We start from the raw sequence: 20,876 nt of genomic DNA on the forward strand, positions 1-20,876 counted from the left end.
CAGGATCCCGCCATAGCCCCTATCATGGGGTCATGAGCGCGGTGCTTCCCACCACCTCGGGCGGTAAGCGGCCCAGCAGCCCCATCCTGCCCTCCCCGGCCGCGGCGAATGCCGCAGCGGCCAGCTTTGCCGCTCTCACCGCGCGCCTGGACTACCTGGACCCGGCCGAAGTCGACCTGGTGCGCAAGGCCTACCGCTTCGCCGACGAGTCGCACCTGGGCCAGATGCGCGCGAGCGGCGAGCCGTACATCACCCACCCGATCGCCGTGGCGGCCCAGTGCGCCGAGTGGAAGCTCGATGCGCAGGCGCTGATGGCGGCGCTGCTGCACGATGCGATCGAGGACTGCGGCGTCACGAAGCACCAGCTGATCGAGCGTTTCGGCGCGGCCGTGGCCGACCTGGTGGACGGCCTCACCAAGCTGGACAAGCTGCAGTTCAACACCCGCGAGGAGAACCAGGCCGAGAGCTTCCGCAAGATGCTGCTGGCCATGGCGCGCGACGTGCGCGTCATCCTCGTGAAGCTTGCCGACCGCACCCACAACATGCGCACGCTGGAAGACGTGCCGCGCGAGAAGTGGCACCGCATCGCCAGCGAGACCCTGGACATCTACGCGCCCATCGCGCATCGGCTGGGCCTGAACACCACCTACCGCGAGCTGCAGGAGCTGTCGTTCAAGTACCTGCGCCCCTGGCGCTACGCCGTGCTGGCCAAGGCCGTCTTGCGCGCGCGCAGCCGGCGCCGCGACCTGATCCAGAAGGTGCACCGCGACGTCGAGAACGCGTTCGATGCCGCGACCCTGAAGGTGCGCATCGCGGGCCGTGAAAAGACGCTGTTCTCCATCTACAAGAAGATGGACGAGAAGCACCTGTCCTTCGCCCAGGTCACGGACATCTATGGCTTTCGCATCATCGTGCCCACGGTGACCGACTGCTATACGGCAATGGGCCTGCTGCACCAGCTGTACAAGCCGGTGCCGGGCAAGTTCAAGGACCACATCGCGATCCCCAAGATCAACGGCTACCAGTCGCTGCACACGACGCTGGTGGGCCCGTCGGGCGTGAACGTGGAGTTCCAGCTGCGCACCGAGGCCATGCACCTGGTGGCCGAGTCGGGCGTGGCCGCGCACTGGCTCTACAAGGCCAGCGTGCCGCAGGACGAAGGCACGGAGCGCCTGGGCACCAAGTGGCTGCAGTCGCTGCTGGACATCCAGAACGAGACGCGGGACGCGGCGGAGTTCTGGGACCACGTCAAGATCGACCTCTTCCCCGACGCCGTCTACGTGTTCACGCCCAAGAGCCAGATCCTGGCCCTGCCGCGCGGCGCGACGGTCGTCGACTTCGCCTACGCCATCCACTCGGACGTCGGTGACCACACTGTGGCCGCACGTATCAACGGCGCCCAGGTGCCGCTGCGCACGGAGCTGAAGAACGGCGACGTGGTGGAGGTGGTGACGGCGCCGGTGTCGACGCCGAACCCGGCCTGGCTGGGGTTCGTGCGCACCGGGCGCGCGCGCTCCAAGATCCGACACCACCTCAAGACCCTGGCGCAGACCGAGTCGCAGCAGCTGGGCGAAAAGCTGCTCACCCAGGCGCTGCGGGCCGAGGGCATGGAAAAGCTGCCGCCCGACGACGAGACCTACCACGCCCTGTGGGAAAAGCTGCTGCGCTTCACCGGCAACCGCAGCCGCGCCGAGCTGCTCACCGACCTGGGGCTGGGCAAGCGCATCGCCGGCATCGTGGCCAAGCGCCTCATGACCTTGCTGTCGGAGCTGGGCGAAAAGCCGGACGCCCTCCTGATCAGCCGCGAGCGCTTCACCGCGCACGAGACGGTGTCGCAAGGCGGCCTGACGCTGGACGGCAGCGAGAACGCGTCGGTGCAGTTCGCCAGCTGTTGCCGCCCGGTGCCCGGCGACACCATCCTCGGTTACCTGGGGCGCGGCGAAGGCCTGGTCGTGCACACCACCGACTGCACGGTCGCCAAGCGGCTGCAGCACAAGGACACCGAGCGCTTCATCGGCGTGGAGTGGGCCGACGAGCCCGTGCGCTCCTTCGAGACGGGCGTGCTGGTCACGGTGGCCAACGGCAAGGGCGCGCTCGCCCGCGTCGCCGCGGCGCTGGCCAATGCCGAGGCCGACATCACGCACGTGGACATGGACGACGAGCGTGCCCAGGATGCGACCGACCTGCGTTTCGTGGTGTCGGTGCGGGACCGGACGCACCTGGAGTCGGTGCTGCGCAATTTGCGCCGCACGCCCAGCGTGATGAATGCGGTGCGGATCCGGCCGGGGTCGTGATCGGGGTCCCTCGGTGGGGTTCGCCGGTGAATGCACGGTGGCGGTGAGGCCGCGAAGCGCCCAACCCCACCGCGCACGCTAGTGCGCCTCCTCCGGCGCCGGATACTCCACCTTCAGGATCTCCACTTCCTTCGCCCCCGCCGGCGTCACCAATTTGACCACCTCTCCTTCGCGCGCCTTCAGCAGCGCGCGGGCGATCGGGGCGATCCAGCTCACCTGGCCGTGGGCGCTGTCGGCCTCGTCGATGCCGAGGATGGTGATGGTGCGTTCCACCCCGGTGTCCTCCTCGGCGTACGTCACGGTGGCGCCGAAGAACACCTGGTCGTGGCCGTGGTGCAGCGAAGGATCGGTCACCTCCGCGATCTCCAGCCGCTTGGTCAGGAAACGGATGCGCCGGTCGATCTCGCGCAGGCGCTTCTTGCCGTAGATGTAGTCCCCGTTCTCGGAGCGGTCGCCGTTGCTGGCGGCCCAGTGCACCACCTCGACCACCTTGGGCCGCTCCTCGTCGATCAGCTGCAGCAGTTCGCCGCGCAGGCGCGCGTAGCCCTGGGGGGTGATGTAGTTCTTGCCGCCCGCGGGCAAGGACGGCAGCGCGCTGCCTTCCTCGTCATCGTCGTCGCTGTCGGTCTCGCGCGTGAACGCCTTGCTCATGCAGCCAAGCATAGCGAGTGGCGCCCCGGCCGTGGCCTTGCAGGCGTGCCCGGCGCGACGTGGCACCTTCGTATGGCTGAGCCTGGCCGGCGCGCGCACCGTGCAGCAGGGCCCCGGGCGGAACATGCGAAGTGGATCACAGCTTTCGCGGTGGTTCTCCTCCGAACACGGGGCTTGCGCCCGGCGCGGCCTGCCTAGAATGGCCGCATCCGGCTCTCGCCGCGTTCGCCCGCGGCCCGTCGTCTTGGACACCGTCTCTTCCGCCCTGCAGCCGCTGCCCGACCTGCCCTCGCCGGCACGCCCGCTCGTCGCCGTGCTGCCCTTCACGCCCAACGGCGATGCGCCCGAGCTGCACCTGCTGTGCGCCGAGCTGGCCGACCGCGTGCGCGAGCGCCTCGCGCAGGATCCCGCCATCCAGGCCATCCTCATCAGCTCCGACTTCCTGGCCAAGGCGCCACCGCATGCGCTGGAGCTGATCTGCCGCGAGCTGGGCGTGGGCCACCTCGTCTCGGGCAAGTGCCACGGCACCGGGCCGGAGCCGTCGGCGTACGTGGAGCTCACGGAAACGCGCGACTGGTGCATCCGCTGGGCCGACTTCTACGGCGGCGGCGCCCGCGCCCTGCTGGCCGAAGGCAGCACGCTGATGGACCGCCTCGTGCAGGAGCTTGGCAGCGAGCTGCTGCTGCACGCGCGCCGCTAGCGTCCCCTGCATCCGTTAAGCCTTTTGGGGGATTTGCCCCGGATGCGTGCTCCCTAGCATCGGCCCTGCAGGGGGAAACGACAGCATGGCCAGCTACTTCATCGCGACGCATGCCCAGGGCGACGGCGCCCACGCGGTGCACGACCGCAGCCGCTGTCCGCCCGGCGCCTTTCCCCGCCATGCCGCCGAGTACCTCGGCGAGTATCTCGACGTCGGCCAGGCCATCGCCGTGGCCCGCCTGCGCTACGCGCGCGTCGGCGCCTGCGCCTGTTGCGTGCGCCCGCGCGTGGCGGCAGCGCACGGACAGCGCGACCTGAGCACCCTGCGCACCTGAGCCGCTGCGCCGGTGGGCGCCGTGCGCCGGTGCGCGCTGCGCCCGCGGACAGCGCCCGCCCGCGCGCGCCGAAACCGTCCTACGTCAGCAATACGGCAGCCGCCCCCATACTGGGCCGCAATGGAGTTCAACCCGGTCGATCTCGTGCTGGTCGCGATCGTGCTGGTCGGCGCCTGGGCCGGCTGGGCACGCGGCTTCATGTTCGCGGCGCTGGACTTGCTGGCGCTGGCCGCCAGCCTGTCGGCGGCCTTCCTCGGCTGGCGCGGAGTCGCCGGGTGGGCAGGCCGCGCAGTGCCGGCGCTGGGCGTGTGGACCGCGCCGGTCTGCTTCGTCGCGATCTTCCTCCTGGTGCACTTCGTGCTCGGCACGCTGGTGCTGCGCCTGCTGATGCTGCGCAGGCCGCGGCTGCTGCACGGCAACGGCCTGAACAAGGCGCTGGGCACCGTCCCCGGCGCCGCCAACGGCGCGATCCATGCGGTGGTGGTGGCCGTGCTGCTGCTCACGCTGCCCGTGGGCGCACGCGTGGGCAGCTGGGCGCGCGAGAGCCCGCTGGCCTCGCGCTTTTCCGCCCCGGCGGAATGGATCGAGGGCCAGCTCGCCGCCGTCTTCGACCCCGCGGTGGAGCGCAGCTTGCGGGTCGTGACGGTGAAGCCCGAGTCGCGCGAAGGCGTGCCCCTGGATTTCCGGATCGCCGAGGCGCCACCGCGACCCGACCTCGAAGCGCAGATGCTGGACCTCGTGAACTCCGAGCGGCGCGCCGCGGGGCTGCAGGCCATCAAGCCCGATGCCGTGCTGACGCAGGTGGCGCGCGCCCACAGCCGCGACATGTTCGCCCGCGGCTACTTCTCGCACTACACGCCGGAGGGCCGCGACCTGGAAGACCGCCTGCGCACGGCGCGCATCGGCTACCTCACGGCCGGCGAGAACCTCGCGCTCGCGCCCACGCTGTCCACCGCGCACTCGGGGTTGATGCACTCCCCGGGGCACCGCGCCAACATCCTGCGGCCGCAATTCGGCCGGCTGGGCATAGGCATCCTCGACGGGGGCGTCCACGGCCTGATGGTGACCCAGGCCTACCGCAACTGACATGAAGGCCGCCGAAGCGCTCACCCCCAGCACGGCGGACCCGCGCGAAGCCGCGGAAGCGGCGGGACTCGTCTACGTGAACGACGAGGACCGCGGCATCCGGCGCGAGCGCAAGGGCGAAGCCTTCGAGTACTACCGGCCCGACGGCGAGAAGCTCACCGACGAGGCCACGCTGGAGCGCGTGCGCAAGCTGGCGATCCCGCCCGCGTACACCGACGTGTGGATCTGCACCAGGGCGAACGGGCACCTGCAGGCAACGGGCCGCGATGCGCGCGGCCGCAAGCAGTACCGCTACCACCCGGAATTCCGCGCGGTGCGCGAGAGCACGAAGTACGAGCACATGCTGGAGTTCGCCAGGGCGCTGCCGGCCATCCGCCAGAAACTGGGCGAACACATGGCGCTGCGCGGCCTGCCGCGGGAGAAGGTGCTGGCGACCGTGGTGCACCTGCTGGAGACCACCCTGATCCGCGTGGGCAACGACGACTACGCCCGGGAGAACAAGAGCTACGGCCTGACCACCTTGCGCAACCCGCACGTGAAGGTGGAGGGCTCGGAGCTGCGCTTCCAGTTCAAGGGCAAGAGCGGCAAGCAGTGGCGGCTGCAGGTCAGGGACAGGCGCATTGCCAGGATCATCCGGGCCTGCCAGGAGCTGCCGGGCCAGCGACTGTTCCAGTACCTCGATGGCGAGGAACTGCGCGAGGTGACCTCGGCGGACGTCAACGCCTACCTGCGCGAGATCACCGGCCGCGACGTCACGGCCAAGGACTTCCGCACCTGGGCGGGCACCGTGATGGCGGCGCTCGCGCTGCGCGAGTTCGAGACGGCGGACACCAAGGCGACCCAGAAGAAGAACCTCAAGGCCGCCATCGAACGCGTGGCCTCGCGCCTGGGCAACACGCCCACCATCTGCCGCAAGTGCTACGTCCACCCCGAGGTGCTCAACGCCTACGTCGAGGGCGAGTTGTCGCTGGACGTGAAGGAGGAGGTCGCCGAAGGCCTGCTCAAGCCCGAGGAAGCCGCGGTGCTGGCGATGCTGGAGACGCGGCTCAAGCGCACGCTGGAGGATTCGCTGAAGGAGAGCCTGGCGGTGGTGCGCAAGAAGCGGACCCGGCGCCGGGGTTGATTCCCTCTCCCCCGCAGTGGGAGGGAGAAAGGAATCACTCCGCGTGGGCGGCCTGTGAGGACCACGACGGCGCAGCCGATGCAGTGCCTGCGCCAGGCTGCTGCCGAAGGAGGTGGCGGCACTTCACCAGGATCCGCAGCACCTCGGCGACGCTCCACGCCTGCGCGATGCAGCCGCGCGGCGTGAACGGCGGCTCGGCATCGAAGATCTCGCTGATCTGCCCGATGCCTGCTTCGCCCAGGTGGGCCGCGAAGCCCTCGATCAGCTGCTCGATGCCATGGCCGTCGTCCGGGTGCACCTTGAGCCAGGCGTCGGCGAAGGGGCCGGCCAGCCAGCCCCACACGGTGCCCTGGTGGTACGCCGCGTCGCGCGCGCGCAGATCGCCCTCGTAGTTCGGCTTGTAGTCAGGGTGGCCGGGCGCCAGCGAACGCAGGCCCACGGGGGTGACCAGCAGGCGCTGCACGACGTCGAGCACCGTGCGCCACTTCTGCGGGTCCAGTACCGGATGCGGCAGCGAGATCGCCAGGACCTGGTTGGGCCGGATCGCAGGGTCGTCGCCGCCGCTCTCCGCATCCACCACGTCGAACAGGCAGTTGGCCTGCGCGTTCCAGAAGCGCCGGTTGAAGCTCTCGTACACGCGTTGCGCATGGTGGGCCATCTCGTGCGCACGCTGCTCGTCGCCCTCCTCCCGCAGCCAGCGTTCCATGAGGCGCAGCGCGTTGTAGAACAGGGCGTTGAGCTCCACCGCCTTGCCGCGCCGGGGCGTCACCACCCAGCCTTCCACCTTGGCGTCCATCCAGGTGAGCTGGTAGCCCTCGGCACCCTGCTTGAGCAGGCCATCCCGCGGGTCGACGCCGATGTTGAAGCGCGTGCCGCGCAGGTGGTGCTCGATGATGGAGATGAACTTGGGGATCGCGTGCCGCAGCGTCAGGCGGTCGCCCGTGACCTGCACGTAGCGGTCCATCGCATGGAAGAACCACAGCGTCGCGTCGGCGGTGTGGTACAGGCCTTCGTTCTGCCCTTCCGGGAACATGTTGGGGATGAGCCCGTCCTTCACGTAGTGCAGGAAGGTGCGCAGGATGTAGCCCGCCTCCGAGTGCCGGCCGGTGCACAGCGTCAGGCCCTCGAGGCTGATCATCGTGTCGCGGCCCCAGTCCGTGAACCAGTGGTAGCCCGCGATCACCGTGCGTGCCTGGTCGCCTTCGGCCAGGGCCCGCGCTGCGTCCGCCCGCCGGCTGAACGGCGCGATGATGAACTGGTCCGCGGCGAGCACCAGTTCGCCGGCACGGCCGCTGCGCGCCGCCGGGTCGGCCTGCTCCAGCAGCTTCTCGCGCCGGGTGAACTCCGACTGCAGTGCCTGCTGCGGCGTCATCGCGTGCAGGGTGTCCCAGCTTTCGGTCGAGGCGACGAGCGTGCATTCCTCGCCCGGGTCCAGCACCGCGCGGAAGCGCCCCGGCGTCCACGTGCGGCCCCGCGACGGATAGCCCCGCGCTGCTTCGATGCGGTAGAAGAACTCCTCGAAGCTGCCGCCTTCGAGCACCAGGTCCGCCTCCCGTCCCTGCAGCGTCATGCGCAGCGGCGGCAGCGCGCGGTTGGACAGCGACTGCACCTCGAGGCGGCGCTCCAGCACCTGCATGCTGCATTGCTCGTTGAAGCCCTCCTCCACCGGCATCTCGTGGCCGCGGAAATGCAGGCGCGGCCGCAGGATGAGGCGCACGCGATCGTTGCCCCCGGTCATGCGGTAGTTCACGTGCACCGTGTTCTGGCCGTAGGGCAGCAGGATGCGCTTCTCGATCCGCGTGTCGCCGACGTGGAAGGTCCACACCGGCAGGCCCATCTCGAGCCGGAACTCGGTCAGGAACTCGGGCATTTCCAGCGGCTTGCCCGGCCGCTCCTCGCCGGCGAGCCGCACCAGCTTGCGGTCCGGCAGGCGCAGCCACTCGCCGAGGTGGCTGAGCATCACGGTGCGGCCGATCGGCGTTGGCAACGCGGCGATCAACAAGCCGTGGTAGCGCCGGGTGGCCATGCCCGCGACGGAGCCCGAGGCGTAGCCGCCGAGGCCGTTGGTGACCAGCCATTCACGCGTGAGCAGGTGCTCCGGGTCGTGCGGCGCCCCCTGCCAGGGGACGGTGTTCAGGATGGCTTCAGCCATCTTCCTCCTTCATGGTTTGCGGGGCGAGCACCGCCAGCGCATGCGCGGGCAGGCGCCAGCTGTGTTCGCCATCCAGTTCCTGCATGCCGTTGCCGCCGTAACGCGCGTCCTCGCTGTTCCACAGGAGGCGCCAGCGGCATCCATCGGGTGGGGCGAGCAGCGGCTCCGGCATGGGATGGAGTGGCAAGGTGGGTCCAAGGTTCACCAGCAAGAGGCGGTCGTCCCCGGCGTCGTCCAGGAAGCGCAGCAGGAAAGCCTCGGGCCCCAGGACGGCGCCGTGCATGCGCTGCGCGTCGCAGCGCGAGAACACCGGGTCCTCGCGGCGCAAGCGCAGCAGGTCGCGGTGCAGCGCGACCACATGCGCATGGCGCTCGCGTTCCGCGTGGTCCAGCTTGCATCTCAGGAACGTGTCTTCATCGGCGGGAACGGCCAGCAGCTTGCCACCATCGGGGCTCGCGATGTTGGGGAATTGCGTCAGGAACTCGTGGCGCCCCTTGCGGATGAGGCCGTCGAGCTCCTCCTCGTGCCGCGCGAAATACAGGAAGGGCGCACTCGCCGCGAACTCCTGCCCCATGAACAGCAGCGGCGTGCAGGGCGTGAGCAGCGTCAGCGCCGTGAGGGCGCGGTAGCGCCCCGGTGTGGTGAGCTGGTGCAGGCGCTGGCCGCGCGCGCTGTTCGCCACCTGGTCGTGGTTCTGCAGGAACTGCACGAATGCGCTCGCCGGCAGGTCCAGCGCCGCATGGCCACGGCGCTTCTTCTGCCAGGCGTAGAACTGGCCCTGGTACAGGAAGCCCCACTTCAGCGAAGAGATGAGCTCCTGCGGCGTGCCCCGCGTCTCGCTGTAGTAGGCCTCGCAGGCACCCGTCGCCGCCACGGTGGCGCTGTGGTGGTAGTCGTCGTTCCACAGCGCATCGATGCCCATGCCGCCGCGCGCGGGCGCACGGGCGAGCTCCGCATGCTGCGGTTCGTTCTCCGCCGTGACGTAGATGGAGCGCGGCGCCGCGGCGGCGCGGGCGCGCTCGACGATCTCGGTGACGATGTGCTTGTCGCCGGCGTCGAACACGCACTGCGTGGCATCGAGGCGCAAGCCGTCGAAGTGGAATTCGGCGACCCAGTACGCGCCGTTGCAGGCGAAGAACTCGCGCACGGGCGCGCTGTTCTCGCCGTCGAAGTTGATGGGCTCGCCCCATTCGTTCTCGTACTTCGTGCTGACATAGTCCGGCGAGAAGCGGCTGAGGTAGTTGCCGCTCGGCCCGAAGTGGTTGTAGACCACGTCCAGGATGACGCCCAGGCCCAGCGCATGCGCGCGGTCGATGAAGTGGCGCAGGTCGTCCGGGTGCCCGTACAGGCGCGTGGGCGCGAACAGGTTCACCCCGTCATAGCCCCAGCCGAAAGGACCGTTGAATTCGTTGACCGGCATCAGCTCGATGACCGTGATGCCGACGTCCTTGAGGAAAGGCAGGTGTTCCTCGGCCGCGCGGTAGGTGCCTTCCGCCGTGAAGGTGCCGATGTGCAGCTCGTACAGGACCTGCCCGCGCGCCGTGACACCGGGCCACGCCTGGTCGGTCCAGCGGAAGGCCTGGGCGTCCACCACTTCCGAGGGTCCATGCGGTCCCTCGGGCTGCCAGCGGGACGCCGGGTCGGGAAAGGCATCGCCGCCGTCGAGGCGGAAACGGTAGCGCGTGCCCGGCACGGCCCGGTCGGAAAAGCCGCTGAAGTAGCCCTGCCCCTCCGGCCGCAATGGCACCGCGGCGAGGTCGCCGTCGAAGACCACGTCGACGCGGCCGGCCGCAGGCGCCCAGACGCGGAAGTGCGTGCCTTCGCGCGGGCGGTACTCGGCTCCGATCGGAAGGCGCCTTCTGTTGTGCGTCGTCATTGCGTCTGCGGATGGAGGTCCGCTTCATTCTGCAATGCAACACCGCGGCCGTGGGCCGGCCGCACTGTGCGCGCGGAACGGCGGTGCTTGCAGGACGTGTCGGGCAGCACCGTGCGCGGGCGCGGGCCCGGGGAGGCTGCGGAAGGAAGAAGGGATCAGGACGGCGGGAGGGCCGCGCGCTGCGCCGCCGCCTGGACGGCGCGGCGCTCACGGCCGATGTCGCTCAGCGAAGTGAACAGGAAGGTGCCCTGGTGCAGGTCGACGCCCGCGTACCATTGGCAGTAGGCGGTGTCGCCGCTCACGGCACGCACGACCATCGGGGGACCACCGGCTTTGAGCCGCACCACGTCACCCGATTCGAAGCGCTCTGCGTGCATCTTGGCGATTGTCGCCGTGGCCCTGGCTCAGCCTTGTCCCCATCCGCTGTTCTGCATGTAGGAAGATGCCGACGCCGCGCGCTACCGACCCACGGCGGGGCAAATGCCGGGCAGGGACGGGGAATCGGTTCGCTGTAGTACGCTGCGCCCACTGTCGCGGCGCCCGCACGGATCGATTCATGGACCCTTCCCATCCTCACGCCCAGTTGCTCGCCGACCTGCAGGACGCGCGCGCCCGCCTGACCGCGCGCAAGGGCGAGCTCGCGAAATCCTGGGGCGCGAACGTCGACCCCCTGCTGGTCGACGAACTGCGGGAGCAGGTGAACGACCTGGCGGACCTGTGCATGGCCCTGGGCCAGGAGCTGTGGGACCGCACGCGCCAGGAACAAGGCGCACAAGACAAGACCGCCTAGGAGCTTGCGCTCGCACGCGGTTGAACTTGCGGGCGCATCAAGGGCCGGCAGGTTTGCCGAGTGGGGGCGGATCACATGCCAGATCCAGATCGCACGGCACGGTCTGATCCGGGTCCCGGAGGGCTGCAACTTGCCGTCGCAACTCCAGCATCCGCCGCTGATCTTCGCGGAGGATGCGCAGGGCCGCCGCCAGTGCCCCTGTCTTGACCGAGTCGAAGCTCGTCTCAGGCCGGAGGACGGAGAACGCGCGTTCCGACAGGAGCCGGCGCGTGGCGGTCAGCTGCCCGGCCTCCGGCTGCCTGCCCGCGAGTTCCTCTTCAATTCGAACCGAGAGAGTTGCCACCTCCGCCGCGAGTCCGACCAGCTCCAGGCGAAGCAATTCGCGTTCGTCGGGTTCCTCACGGCAGTCGCTGGGATCCAGGCTCATCAGCACACTCTAGTGGGTCCTGAAAAGTCGCCGCAACCCCCCGTTGGAACGAGGTGACGTGGCAGCGTGAAGAACTTCCGGGCGGCTGAGGGCCGGCCAGGGGTCCGTCGGCTGGTTCAGTCCTCACTCGCGCGTGTTCGTGAAGCGCAGCATGGACGTACCGAGGAGCACTGGCGGGGCCGGACGACCCGTGGCGTCTGGTGAATGCCCGAGACGCGGAAAGCCACGCAGAGGGTCCCGCAAAGAAAAACGGGCTAGACGCCTGAACGTCTAACCCGTTGATCTAGAACCGGAATTCTGGTGCGGCTGGCAGGATTCGAACCCACGACCCCTTGGTTCGTAGCCAAGTACTCTATCCAACTGAGCTACAGCCGCGAAGCCCCGGAGTATAGCAGCATCCCGGAAGCCCCCTCCGGCACGGCTCAGATCGCCTGGGAATCCCGCAGGCGCGCGATCTGCGCGTCGTCGCGGCCCAGCTCCCGCAGGATGGCCTCGGTGTGCTGGCCGATGGCGGGAATGGGATCCATGCGGTAGTCGAAGCCGCTCTGCACGCCGGGCGGGAGCAAGGCCTGCAAGGCACCGGCCGGCGATTCCACGGACGCCAGCCGGCCACGGGCCTGCAGCTGCGGGTGCTGCCAGACGTCGGCCAGCGTATTGACGTGCGCGTTGGCGATCTGCGCCTCGTCCAGCCGCGCGAGCACCTGCTCGGCCTCGAGCTCCGCGAACGCAGCCAGGATCAGCGCCGCGAGCGCCTCGCGGTTGGCGTTGCGCCGGCTGTTGCTCTCGAAGCGCGGGTCGGCGGCCAGCGCGGGCTGGCGCAGCACCTTGTCGCAGAAGGCCTTCCACTCGCGCTCGTTCTGCAGCCCGAGCATCACGGTCTTGCCGTCGCCGGTGGCGAAGGGCCCGTAAGGGTAGATGGTCGCGTGCGAAGCGCCGCTGCGCGGTGGCGGCTCGGCACCCGCATAGGCGTAATACAAGGGAAATCCCATCCACTCGCCCAGCGCCTCCAGCATGGAGACGTCCACGTGCGAACCCTGGCCCGTCTTCTGCCGCTGCAGCAGCGCGGCGAGCACGCCGGTGTACGCGTACATGCCCGCCGCGATGTCGGCGATGGAGATGCCCGCCTTGGACGGCTGCTCCGGCGTGCCGGTCACCGAGAGGAACCCTGCTTCGCTCTGGATCAGGAGGTCGTAGGCCTTCTTGTCGCGGTAAGGGCCGTCGTTGCCGTAGCCGGAGATGTCGCACACCACCAGGCGCGGGCAGCGTTCACGCAGCCTGGCGTAGCTGAATCCCATGCGGTCGGCCGCGCCCGGCGCGAGGTTCTGCACGAGGACGTCCGCGCGGCCGACGAGGTCCTGCAGCACCTGCAAGGCTGCCGGCTGCTTCAGGTCCAGCGTGAGGCTTTCCTTGGAGCGGTTCACCCACACGAAATGCGACGCGAGCCCTTGCGTGCGCGTGTCATACGCGCGGGCGAAATCGCCGACCCCCGGCCGCTCCACCTTGATCACCCGCGCGCCCAGGTCGGCGAGCTGGCGGGTGCAGAAAGGCGCCGCGATCGCGTGCTCCAGCGAGACGACGGTGATGCCATCGAGGGGACGCGTCATCAGAACGACCTCGGCAGGCCGAGCAGGTGCTCGGCGACATACGAGTAGATCAGGTTGGTCGAGATCGGCGCCACCTGGTACAGGCGCGTCTCGCGGAACTTGCGCTCCACGTCGTATTCGTGGGCGAAGCCGAAGCCGCCGTGCGTCTGCAGGCACATGTCGGCGGCCTGCCAGGACGCCTTCGCCGCGAGGTACTTGGCCATGTTGGCCTCGCCGCCGCAGGGCTTGTGCGCGTCGAACAGGGTGCAGGCCTTGAAGCGCATGAGGTTCGCCGCTTCCGTCTCGATGTACGCATCGGCGATCGGAAAGGCCACGCCCTGGTTCTGGCCGATGGGGCGGTTGAACACCACGCGCTCGCCCGCGTAGCGCCGCGCCTTGTCGACGAACCAGTACGCGTCGCCTATGCATTCCGCCGCGATCAAGGTGCGTTCGGCATTCAGGCCGTCCAGGATGTAGCGGAAGCCCAGGCCTTCCGTGCCGACCAGGTTCTCCGCCGGGATCTCCAGGTTGTCGAAGAACACCTCGTTGGTCTCGTGGTTCACCATGTTGGGAATGGGCCGCACCGTCATGCCGCGGCCTATCGCCTGGTGCAGGTCCACCAGGAAGATGCTCATGCCTTCGCTCTTCTTCCTGACCTCCGCCAGCGGCGTGGTGCGCGCCAGCAGGATCATCAGGTCCGAGTGCTGGATGCGCGAGATCCAGACCTTCTGCCCGTTGACGACATAGCGGTCGCCCTTCTTCACGGCGGTGGTCTTGAGCTGCGTCGTGTCGGTGCCCGTGGTCGGCTCCGTGACGGCCATGGACTGCAGGCGCAGCTTGCCGCTGGCGATGCCGGGCAGGTACTGCTGCTTCTGCGCGGGCGAGCCGTGCCGCAGCAAGGTGCCCATGTTGTACATCTGGCCGTGGCAGGCGCCGGCGTTGCCGCCGGACAGGTTGATCTCCTCCATCACCACGGAGGCTTCGGCCAGGCCCAGCCCGGAGCCGCCGTACTCCGCGGGAATCATCGCGGCCAGCCAGCCGGCCTCGGTGAGCGCGTCCACGAAGGCCTCCGGATAGCCGCGGCCGGTGTCCACCTTCTGCCAGTACGCGGAGTCGAAACGGCCGCACAGGTCGCGCAGCGCCTCGCGCATCTCCTGGTATTGGTCGGGGGCGGGGATCTGTGTCTTCATGCGTCGCCTCGTCGGGGTCCAGCGCGGCTGGGGGAGTAGTACGCAGGTTCCCAGGGGAAGCCCGCGCGCCGTCTTGCATATGATGCCCGCATGGCGGCACGCTGGTATTTCGGCTGGAACATCGTCGCGGCGGCGGCGTTCCTCACGCTCCTGTCCTCGGGCATGCGCCTGAGCTTCGGGCCGTTCTTCCTGCCCATGGCACACGACCTGGGCTTCAGCCGCAGCCTGCTGTCGACCATCGTGGCGGTCGGCATGATCACCTATGGGCTCGCGATGCCGGTGGCCGGCGCGCTGATCGCGCGCCACGGCACGCGTCCGGTGCTGCTGGCCGGCACCGCCATGGTGGCCGGCTCCGTGCTGTGGACCGTGACCACCACGAACACGGCCGGCTTCCTGCTTGCTTTCGGCCTGCTGCTGTCCGTCGGCCTGGCCTTCGTCAGCCCCGTGTCGCTGACGCCCGTGATCAGCCACTGGTTCACGCAGCGGCGCGGCATGGCGCTGTTCTTCCTCTCCACCGGCTCGATGGCCGGCATGGCGGTGATGACGCCCGTGCTCAGCTTCGCCATCCAGTCGTTTGGCTGGCGCGCGACGCTTCTGGGATTCGCCACCGCCTTCACCGTCGTCACCCTGCCCGCGGCCCTGTTCGTGATCCACGACACGGCGCCGGAGCACACCGACCTGAGCCCCGAGGACTTCGCCGCGCAGCGGGCGCGCGCCGGCACGCTGCCCGCCAGCCTGAAGCTGCGCGACGCGATGCGCACCGTGCCGTTCTGGAAGATCTTCTTCGGCCTGTTCGCCTGCGGGTTCAGCATGAACCTGCTGGGCACGCACGGCATGCCCATGCTGATGGACCACGGCTTCGACGCCTTCACCAGTTCCATGGGCATCGGCGTCATCGGCTTCGTGGCCATCGGCGGCACGCTCATCCTGGGCCGCTATGCGGACCGCCTGCCGCGGCGCCACATCCTGGCCACGATCTACTTCGTGCGCGGCCTGGGCTTCTTCGCGCTGGTGCTGGTGGGCACGCATTGGGAGCTGTACCTCACCTCCACCATCGGCGGGCTGGTGTGGGCGGGCAGCATCGCGCTGTCCTCGGCGATCCTGGCCGACGTCTACGGCGTGCGGCTGGTCGGCGTGCTCTACGGCATGGCCTACCTCGGTCACCAGATCGGCGGGATGATCAGCTCCTGGCTGGGCGGCTGGGGTTACGAGCAGTTCGGCACGCACTGGGTGGCGTTCGGCGCGGCCGGCGTGCTGCTGCTGGCCGCAGGGGTGGTGGCCTTGCAGTTGCCGCGCAAGGGCTTCACCCTGATGGCGCCCGCCGCCGCATGACGCGCGCACCCCTGCTCCTGGCCTGCGCCCTGGCCTGCGGCGCCGCCCTCGCACAAGGCGGCGAGGAAGTCCCTTTCATCACCTCCCCCGACAACGTGACGCAGGAGATGCTGCGCATTGCGCGGGTCGGCCCCGGCGACCACGTCATCGACCTGGGCTCGGGCGACGGCCGCATCGTGATCCTGGCGGCGAAGCGTTTCGGCGCGACCGGGCTGGGCGTCGAGATCGATCCGGCGCTGGTGCGGCGCAGCCTGCGCAACGCGCAGGACGCGGGCGTGGCCCCGCAGGTGGACTTCCGCGTGCAGGACCTGTTCGACACCGACCTCTCGCCCGCCACGGTGGTCACCATGTACCTGCTGCCCGAGTTCAACCTGCGGCTGCGCCCGGCCCTGCTGGCGCTCAAACCCGGCACCCGCATCGTCTCGCACGACTGGGACCTGGGCGACTGGAAGCCCGACGCGACGTCCACGGTGGAGGTGCCGGACAAGCAGGTGGGACTGGAGAAGTCCAGCCGGGTGCACCTGTGGGTGGTGCCGGCGCGGGTGGACGGGGTGTGGTGCAGCGGGGCGACGCGGCTCGTGTTGCGGCAGGCTTACCAGGAGCTCGCCGGCAGCATCGGGGCACGCCAGGTGCAGGGGCGCGTCGAAGGGACCACCGTCGTCCTGGACGGAACGCGGTTCACGGCGGGCGGCGAGCGCCTGCTCGGCTCCTCCGCCAGCTATGCACGGGCGCCGGGCGGCGCCTGCTGACGGGAGCTACTGCTCCTCGACCCAGCGCTTCCAGCGGGCATAGGCCGATTCCTCGCGGTAGTCGACGGCGTACATGGTGACGTAGGCGACCACCACCAGGGCCACCAGCACGAGGATGAGGGACCCCTTGCGCACGCTGGCGCGCAAGGAGCCGTCCGTGCGCAGCAGCATGCGGGCGCCGCAGACCTTGCACTTGTAGCGGCGATGGTTGGGAAGCGCCCGCATCCACCAGTGGCGGGGAAGGAGCCGATAGTTCGAGTGCCCGCACTGGCAGGCCGAAAACCGGTACCGCGTCATGGTCCTGCGCGGAGGCCGCGCTTCGTGGAGGATGGCGTCATCGTAGCCGAGACCGGTACGAAAGTCCTATTTTCTGGCCGGACGTTCCCTATAGAGTCGGTGCCCGAGCCACTCCCCAGGGAGACTTGCCGTGGACCTTTCCGCCGTCGAAACCTTCCTGCGGGTCACCGCGCTGCAGCTCGGGATCAAGATCCTGGCCGCCATCGCCTTCTGGGTCGCGGGCCGCTGGTTGATCGGGCGCGTCATCCGCCTGGTGCAGGGTGCGATGACCCGCAACCGGCTCGACCCGACGCTGAGCAAATACCTGGGCTCCGTGATCAACGTGGCTCTCAGCGTGGCGCTGGCGCTGGGCATCCTCGGCTACTTCGGCATGCAGACCACCTCGTTCGCAGCCCTGCTGGCCGGCGCCGGCGTGGCCATCGGCGCGGCCTGGAGCGGCATGCTGGGCAACTTCGCCGCCGGCGCCTTCATGCTGGTGCTGCGGCCGTTCAAGGTGGGGGACTTCGTGAGCGTGGGCGGCGTGACCGGCACGGTCCACGAGCTGGGCCTGTTCGGCACGACGCTCGTCACGCCCGACAACGTGCTGACCCTGATCGGCAACGGCAAGATCTTCGCCGACACGATCCAGAACTTCTCCGCCCTGCCGGCACGCCGCGTGGAGCGCACCGCGCAGCTTTCGGCGACCGTGGACCCGGGCGAAGCCATCGCCCGCCTGCGCGAAGCGGTGGCACGCATCCCCAACGTGCACGCCTCGCCCGCGCCGGAAGTGAACATGATCGACCTGAACCTGCTCGGCCCGGTGATCGCGGTGCGGCCCTACTGCAGCAACGAACACTACTGGCAGGTCTACTTCGCGACCAACGAGGCGATCGTGCGCACCTGCAACGAGGCTGGCTGGCCGCCGCCGATACCGATGAACATCACGCGGGTGCAGCAGCTGGCGCTGGGGGTGTCGGAGATGATGGGCCGGGGCGGCCTGGAGCCGGCGGCCAAGGGGTCGTGAGTCGACCGGCTGGCAGCAAGAGCGGCACGCCCGCGGCCGGAGCTGCCATGTTCAGCGCACCAGCAGCACCGGAATCCGGCACAGCGCCAGGACGCCGCTGGTCGTGGATCCCATCACGACGTTCGCCAGCGCCGAGTGCCCATGGCTGCCCATCACGATCAGGTCGGGTGTCGTCTCCAGGGCGTAGGCGGCAATCGCTTGCGACGGCTGCCCCTGCACATGGGCGGTGCTGAAGTCCCAGTGCTGCTGCTGCGCGAACGCGCGGATCGGCTTGAACACACCGTCGGCCTGCTCTTCGCCGTAGTCGTCGACGCTGGCCTTGTCGACGAAACGGGCGACGCGTCCCGGGATGGCGTCGGTCACGGTCAGTGCGGTGAAGCGGTTGCCTTCTCCCAGCAGTTCCTCGTGCGACGCCAGGTACGCCAACATGCGCTTCGTGTAGTCGCTGCCGTCGACCGCCAATAGAACGTCCATGGATCTTCTCCTTCGCTCGCGCCTTGCTCCGGTGTCGATCACAGGCAGTCGCGGCGCCCCCTGAACTTAGCGGGTCGCGGCGCCATCGTCCGTGCGCTGGCGAACTGTCGTCATCCGAGGCGCGCGTCAGGCGTAAGTGCGGCGGCGTACAGACCGAACGCAGCCGGGCACGTTATCTTTTCAATCCACTTCGAAAGACATACCATGAACATCCGCCTCGCCTTCACTTCCACCCTCGCCGCCACCCTCGTCGTCCTGTCAGGCTGCGCCGTCTCGCGCGGCCAGGAAACCGTCGGCGCCTATGTCGACGACACCGGCATCACCACGAGCGTCAAGGCCAAGTTCGTCGAGAACCGCGATGTCGACGCGTCGAGCATCAAGGTCGAGACGCTCAACGGGACCGTGATGCTCTCCGGCTTCGCCAAGAACGGCACGGAGCGCAGCACCGCCGAAGCGATCGCCCGCAACGTCAGCGGCGTGCGCAGCGTGCGCAACGAGATCATCCTGAAGCCGTGAGGGGTGGGTAGCGCCTGAAAGGGGGCGGCCGGAGACGAGGCGATGGCGCAAGCGCCCCCGCCCCCGTTCAAGCTTCATGTCGGAACGTCGGGGCGTTCCCTATGAAACAAGTCAATTCGCCGCTTCCGGCGCATGCGCCGGCAGGCTGATGGTGAAGACGCACCCCGTGCCTGGAAGGTCGTGCACGGAAAGTGTCCCGCCGTCTGCCTCGACGCTGCGGCGTGCGATGGTCAGTCCGAGCCCGAGGCCGGTCCTGTCCGTCCCCGCCTGCGCAAAAGGCGTGAACATCTTCTCCGCGCAGCCCGCGGGCAAGCCGCCGCAGTGATCCGCGACTTCGATGAGCACGCGATCCGGCGCCGCGGCATGTGCTCCCAGCCGCACATGGGAGCCTGGCGCGGTGAACTTGAACCCGTTGTGCAGCAGGTTCACCACGGCGCCCAGCAGCAACTCCCGGGAGCCGCGCACCGCCAGTTGGTCGTCCACCGGATCCGCGGTGAGCACGCACCCCCGCGCAAGCGCATCGAGCGATGCGGCGGCCGCGGCATCCGCCAGCAGGGACGCCACCAGGAAGACCTGGGACGGCCGCTCGGCGCCCGCGGTGGCGCGCACCGTGGCTGCCGATTCCAGCAGGAGCGAGGTCATCGAAGCGAGGCTGCGCTTGAGCACGGCACCGGTCGCACCCTGCAGCGGCAGGCTCCCCGATTCCAGTGCGCGCACTGCCAGCGTCGCCGAGTGGAGGGAGTTGCGCAGTTCGTGCACCATGAAGCCCACGCGTTCGTTCACCTCGGCGGAGTGATCGCGTGAAACGCCGTCGTCGCGCCGGGCGCTGTATTCCGTCACCGCATCCGCGATGGCGTTGTCGAGGCACCGGTTCAGCGTCCCGAACTCCTCGATCGTGAATGGCACGCGCCGCTCGGCGGCCAGGCCGGTGATGGCCTGGCAGATGTCTCCATAGTCGTGGACCACCTCGTCCACGGTGCAGCCCCGTTCGAGCAACTGGCGGCCGTGGGCGGTGGCACTGAGGCCGATCTCGGACTGTGCGGGGGCCTTCTCCCCCAGGGCTCCCGAGATCCGGAAGCTTTCGCCCGGGTTGCGGTCGGCTTCGGCGCGAAGGGTCCTGGCGAGTTGTCCCAGGAACTGCGGGATGCCGTTCCCGGCCGTCCTGTCGCCGGCCGGGGGGCCGGATCTGTGTGCGCCCATGGCGTTGCAGCGCGCGATGAGCGCCTCATGGTTGCCCTCCACGAAGCTGAACATGGTCGCGCGTGCGGGAGCGGCTGGCCGCCCGGCGTGAAATGCGCCGATGACGGACTGGAGAAGGCTGTGGTCGGTGGCGGGTGTGCGGTACATGGCGGCTCCTTTGGAGCAGGCATGCACTTTCGCCCCGCGGCTGCGGCTTGTCCGTGCGCTGGCACACACATGGGCTACTCGTCCACATTCGGTGCCGGCCCCGACACAACATGCGGCGCGCCCGCCCGCGCGCGGCACAAAAAAGTCGGCCCGGTGACCGTCCTTGCTTTTTGGAACAAGTGCCGCTCGCTCAAACGGCCATGGTGACCGGCAGCAGCCGGTCGTACTCCTTCTTGACCACGGCGTAGCACTCGCACGTCCGCTGCTCGAGACGCTTGCGGTCCAGCACCGTGATGTGCCCGCGCGAATAGCTGATCAGGCCGGCCGTCTGCAGATTCAGCGCGGCCTCGGTGACGCCCTCCCGCCGCACGCCCAGCATGTTCGCGATCAGTTCCTGCGTCATGCGCAACTCACTGCCCTGCAGGCGGTCCAGGCTGAGAAGGAGCCAGCGGCAAAGCTGCTGGTCCAGGGAATGGTGGCGGTTGCAGACGGCCGTCTGGGCCATCTGCGTGATGAGTGCCTGCGTATAGCGCAGCAGCAGGCGAAGCACCGGCCCGGCGCGGTTGAACTCCGCCTTCATCGCCTCGGCCCCGAGCCGGAACCCGCTTCCCGCGCTTTGCACCACGGCGCGGCTCGGCGTGGTCTCGCCTCCCATGAACAGCGAAACGCCCACCACTCCCTCGTTGCCGACGACGGCAATTTCAGCGGAAGCGCCGTTTTCCATCACATACAGCAGCGAGACGATCGAGTCGGTGGGGAAATAGACGTGCGTGAGGGGGCGCCCCGATTCGTAAAGCACGCGGCCCAGCGGCAGTTGCACCGGCTCCAGGACCGATGACCACCGTTCCCACTCCGGTGCCGGAAGTGCGGCCAGCAGCTGGTTGCCTCGGGGATCGCCCGGTGCGGCCATGGTTTCCTCACGTGAGCTATCTCAGTATAGGCGGCGGCTGCC

General features: G+C 69.1%; 21 protein-coding genes and 1 tRNA gene. 10 read left to right on the plus strand and 12 right to left on the minus strand.

Annotation, left to right across the window (positions count from 1 at the left end; translation table 11 throughout):
• Nucleotides 1–32: 32 nt before the first annotated feature.
• Complete coding sequence (locus AC3EGR_RS12830) at nucleotides 33–2,294, plus strand: RelA/SpoT family protein (RefSeq protein ID WP_488546870.1); 2,262 nt, start codon at nucleotides 33–35, stop codon at nucleotides 2,292–2,294.
• Between the two features lie 78 nt (nucleotides 2,295–2,372).
• Here the strand turns inward: AC3EGR_RS12830 and greB are convergent, their stop codons facing one another.
• On the minus strand, nucleotides 2,373–2,945 hold the full coding sequence (gene greB / locus AC3EGR_RS12835) for a transcription elongation factor GreB (RefSeq protein WP_488546871.1): 573 nt from the start codon (nucleotides 2,943–2,945) through the stop codon (nucleotides 2,373–2,375).
• A gap of 244 nt (nucleotides 2,946–3,189) precedes the next feature.
• Between greB and AC3EGR_RS12840 the strand changes: the two genes are divergently transcribed.
• The 4 genes from AC3EGR_RS12840 (at nucleotide 3,190) to AC3EGR_RS12855 (ending at nucleotide 6,188) form a co-directional block, all read left to right on the plus strand.
• A complete protein-coding gene (locus AC3EGR_RS12840; protein ID WP_488546872.1) occupies nucleotides 3,190–3,645 on the plus strand; it encodes a hypothetical protein in 456 nt (151 codons plus the stop codon).
• An 85-nt stretch (nucleotides 3,646–3,730) separates the two neighbouring features.
• Nucleotides 3,731–3,979 carry a hypothetical protein gene (locus AC3EGR_RS12845; protein ID WP_488546873.1) on the plus strand — a complete coding sequence of 83 codons (249 nt, stop codon included), beginning with the start codon at nucleotides 3,731–3,733 and terminating at the stop codon, nucleotides 3,977–3,979.
• 120 nt (nucleotides 3,980–4,099) lie between these two features.
• Nucleotides 4,100–5,065 carry a CAP domain-containing protein gene (locus AC3EGR_RS12850; RefSeq protein ID WP_488546874.1) on the plus strand — a complete coding sequence of 322 codons (966 nt, stop codon included), beginning with the start codon at nucleotides 4,100–4,102 and terminating at the stop codon, nucleotides 5,063–5,065.
• 1 nt (nucleotide 5,066) lies between these two features.
• Entirely contained in the window at nucleotides 5,067–6,188 is a 1,122-nt protein-coding gene (locus AC3EGR_RS12855) for a DNA topoisomerase IB (protein WP_488546875.1), read from the plus strand.
• A 34-nt stretch (nucleotides 6,189–6,222) separates the two neighbouring features.
• Here the strand turns inward: AC3EGR_RS12855 and AC3EGR_RS12860 are convergent, their stop codons facing one another.
• The 3 genes from AC3EGR_RS12860 to AC3EGR_RS12870 form a co-directional block, all read right to left on the minus strand.
• The gene (locus AC3EGR_RS12860) at nucleotides 6,223–8,340 is read right to left on the minus strand and encodes an amylo-alpha-1,6-glucosidase (RefSeq protein WP_488546876.1); all 2,118 of its coding nucleotides are present in this window, start codon (nucleotides 8,338–8,340) and stop codon (nucleotides 6,223–6,225) included.
• The gene (gene treZ / locus AC3EGR_RS12865; RefSeq protein WP_488546877.1) at nucleotides 8,333–10,216 is read right to left on the minus strand and encodes a malto-oligosyltrehalose trehalohydrolase; all 1,884 of its coding nucleotides are present in this window, start codon (nucleotides 10,214–10,216) and stop codon (nucleotides 8,333–8,335) included. The genes AC3EGR_RS12860 and treZ overlap by 8 nt, the downstream gene beginning before the upstream one ends.
• Before the next feature lie 155 nt (nucleotides 10,217–10,371).
• Nucleotides 10,372–10,593, minus strand: a complete 222-nt coding sequence (locus AC3EGR_RS12870; protein WP_488546878.1) for a YodC family protein — start codon at nucleotides 10,591–10,593, stop codon at nucleotides 10,372–10,374.
• Nucleotides 10,594–10,772: 179 nt separating this feature from the next.
• On the opposite strand from AC3EGR_RS12870, the gene AC3EGR_RS12875 reads away from it, so the two are divergent.
• A complete protein-coding gene (locus AC3EGR_RS12875) occupies nucleotides 10,773–11,006 on the plus strand; it encodes a hypothetical protein (protein ID WP_488546879.1) in 234 nt (77 codons plus the stop codon).
• A gap of 37 nt (nucleotides 11,007–11,043) precedes the next feature.
• On the opposite strand, the gene AC3EGR_RS12880 is transcribed toward AC3EGR_RS12875, so the two are convergent.
• From AC3EGR_RS12880 to AC3EGR_RS12895, 4 genes are all read right to left on the minus strand, one after another.
• Nucleotides 11,044–11,433: a hypothetical protein gene (locus AC3EGR_RS12880; protein WP_488546880.1), complete on the minus strand. Its 390-nt coding sequence runs from the start codon at nucleotides 11,431–11,433 to the stop codon at nucleotides 11,044–11,046.
• Nucleotides 11,434–11,731: 298 nt separating this feature from the next.
• Nucleotides 11,732–11,808: transfer RNA gene (locus AC3EGR_RS12885), tRNA-Arg, on the minus strand.
• A gap of 47 nt (nucleotides 11,809–11,855) precedes the next feature.
• Nucleotides 11,856–13,037 carry a CaiB/BaiF CoA transferase family protein gene (locus tag AC3EGR_RS12890; RefSeq protein ID WP_488546881.1) on the minus strand — a complete coding sequence of 394 codons (1,182 nt, stop codon included), beginning with the start codon at nucleotides 13,035–13,037 and terminating at the stop codon, nucleotides 11,856–11,858.
• Nucleotides 13,037–14,206, minus strand: a complete 1,170-nt coding sequence (locus AC3EGR_RS12895) for an acyl-CoA dehydrogenase family protein (protein WP_488546882.1) — start codon at nucleotides 14,204–14,206, stop codon at nucleotides 13,037–13,039. The genes AC3EGR_RS12890 and AC3EGR_RS12895 overlap by 1 nt, the downstream gene beginning before the upstream one ends.
• A gap of 90 nt (nucleotides 14,207–14,296) precedes the next feature.
• Between AC3EGR_RS12895 and AC3EGR_RS12900 the strand changes: the two genes are divergently transcribed.
• Together AC3EGR_RS12900 and AC3EGR_RS12905 are read left to right on the plus strand one after the other, a co-directional pair.
• On the plus strand, nucleotides 14,297–15,538 hold the full coding sequence (locus AC3EGR_RS12900) for an MFS transporter (RefSeq protein WP_488546883.1): 1,242 nt from the start codon (nucleotides 14,297–14,299) through the stop codon (nucleotides 15,536–15,538).
• Complete coding sequence (locus tag AC3EGR_RS12905; RefSeq protein ID WP_488546884.1) at nucleotides 15,535–16,287, plus strand: SAM-dependent methyltransferase; 753 nt, start codon at nucleotides 15,535–15,537, stop codon at nucleotides 16,285–16,287. The genes AC3EGR_RS12900 and AC3EGR_RS12905 overlap by 4 nt, the downstream gene beginning before the upstream one ends.
• Nucleotides 16,288–16,293: 6 nt before the next feature.
• Here the strand turns inward: AC3EGR_RS12905 and AC3EGR_RS12910 are convergent, their stop codons facing one another.
• Nucleotides 16,294–16,512 (minus strand): hypothetical protein, encoded by a 219-nt coding sequence (locus tag AC3EGR_RS12910; RefSeq protein ID WP_488546885.1) that lies wholly within the window; start codon nucleotides 16,510–16,512, stop codon nucleotides 16,294–16,296.
• A 202-nt stretch (nucleotides 16,513–16,714) separates the two neighbouring features.
• Here AC3EGR_RS12910 and AC3EGR_RS12915 point away from each other — a divergent pair, with 202 nt between their 5' ends.
• Nucleotides 16,715–17,587, plus strand: a complete 873-nt coding sequence (locus AC3EGR_RS12915; RefSeq protein WP_488546886.1) for a mechanosensitive ion channel family protein — start codon at nucleotides 16,715–16,717, stop codon at nucleotides 17,585–17,587.
• Nucleotides 17,588–17,638: 51 nt separating this feature from the next.
• On the opposite strand, the gene AC3EGR_RS12920 is transcribed toward AC3EGR_RS12915, so the two are convergent.
• On the minus strand, nucleotides 17,639–18,061 hold the full coding sequence (locus AC3EGR_RS12920; protein WP_488546887.1) for a universal stress protein: 423 nt from the start codon (nucleotides 18,059–18,061) through the stop codon (nucleotides 17,639–17,641).
• 204 nt (nucleotides 18,062–18,265) lie between these two features.
• Between AC3EGR_RS12920 and AC3EGR_RS12925 the strand changes: the two genes are divergently transcribed.
• Nucleotides 18,266–18,577 (plus strand): BON domain-containing protein, encoded by a 312-nt coding sequence (locus tag AC3EGR_RS12925; RefSeq protein WP_488546888.1) that lies wholly within the window; start codon nucleotides 18,266–18,268, stop codon nucleotides 18,575–18,577.
• Between the two features lie 111 nt (nucleotides 18,578–18,688).
• On the opposite strand, the gene AC3EGR_RS12930 is transcribed toward AC3EGR_RS12925, so the two are convergent.
• Together AC3EGR_RS12930 and AC3EGR_RS12935 are read right to left on the minus strand one after the other, a co-directional pair.
• A complete protein-coding gene (locus AC3EGR_RS12930) occupies nucleotides 18,689–19,924 on the minus strand; it encodes a sensor histidine kinase (RefSeq protein ID WP_488546889.1) in 1,236 nt (411 codons plus the stop codon).
• 190 nt (nucleotides 19,925–20,114) lie between these two features.
• Complete coding sequence (locus AC3EGR_RS12935; protein WP_488546890.1) at nucleotides 20,115–20,834, minus strand: Crp/Fnr family transcriptional regulator; 720 nt, start codon at nucleotides 20,832–20,834, stop codon at nucleotides 20,115–20,117.
• Nucleotides 20,835–20,876 lie beyond the last annotated feature (42 nt).

The organism is Ramlibacter sp. G4-7, assembly GCF_057784995.1.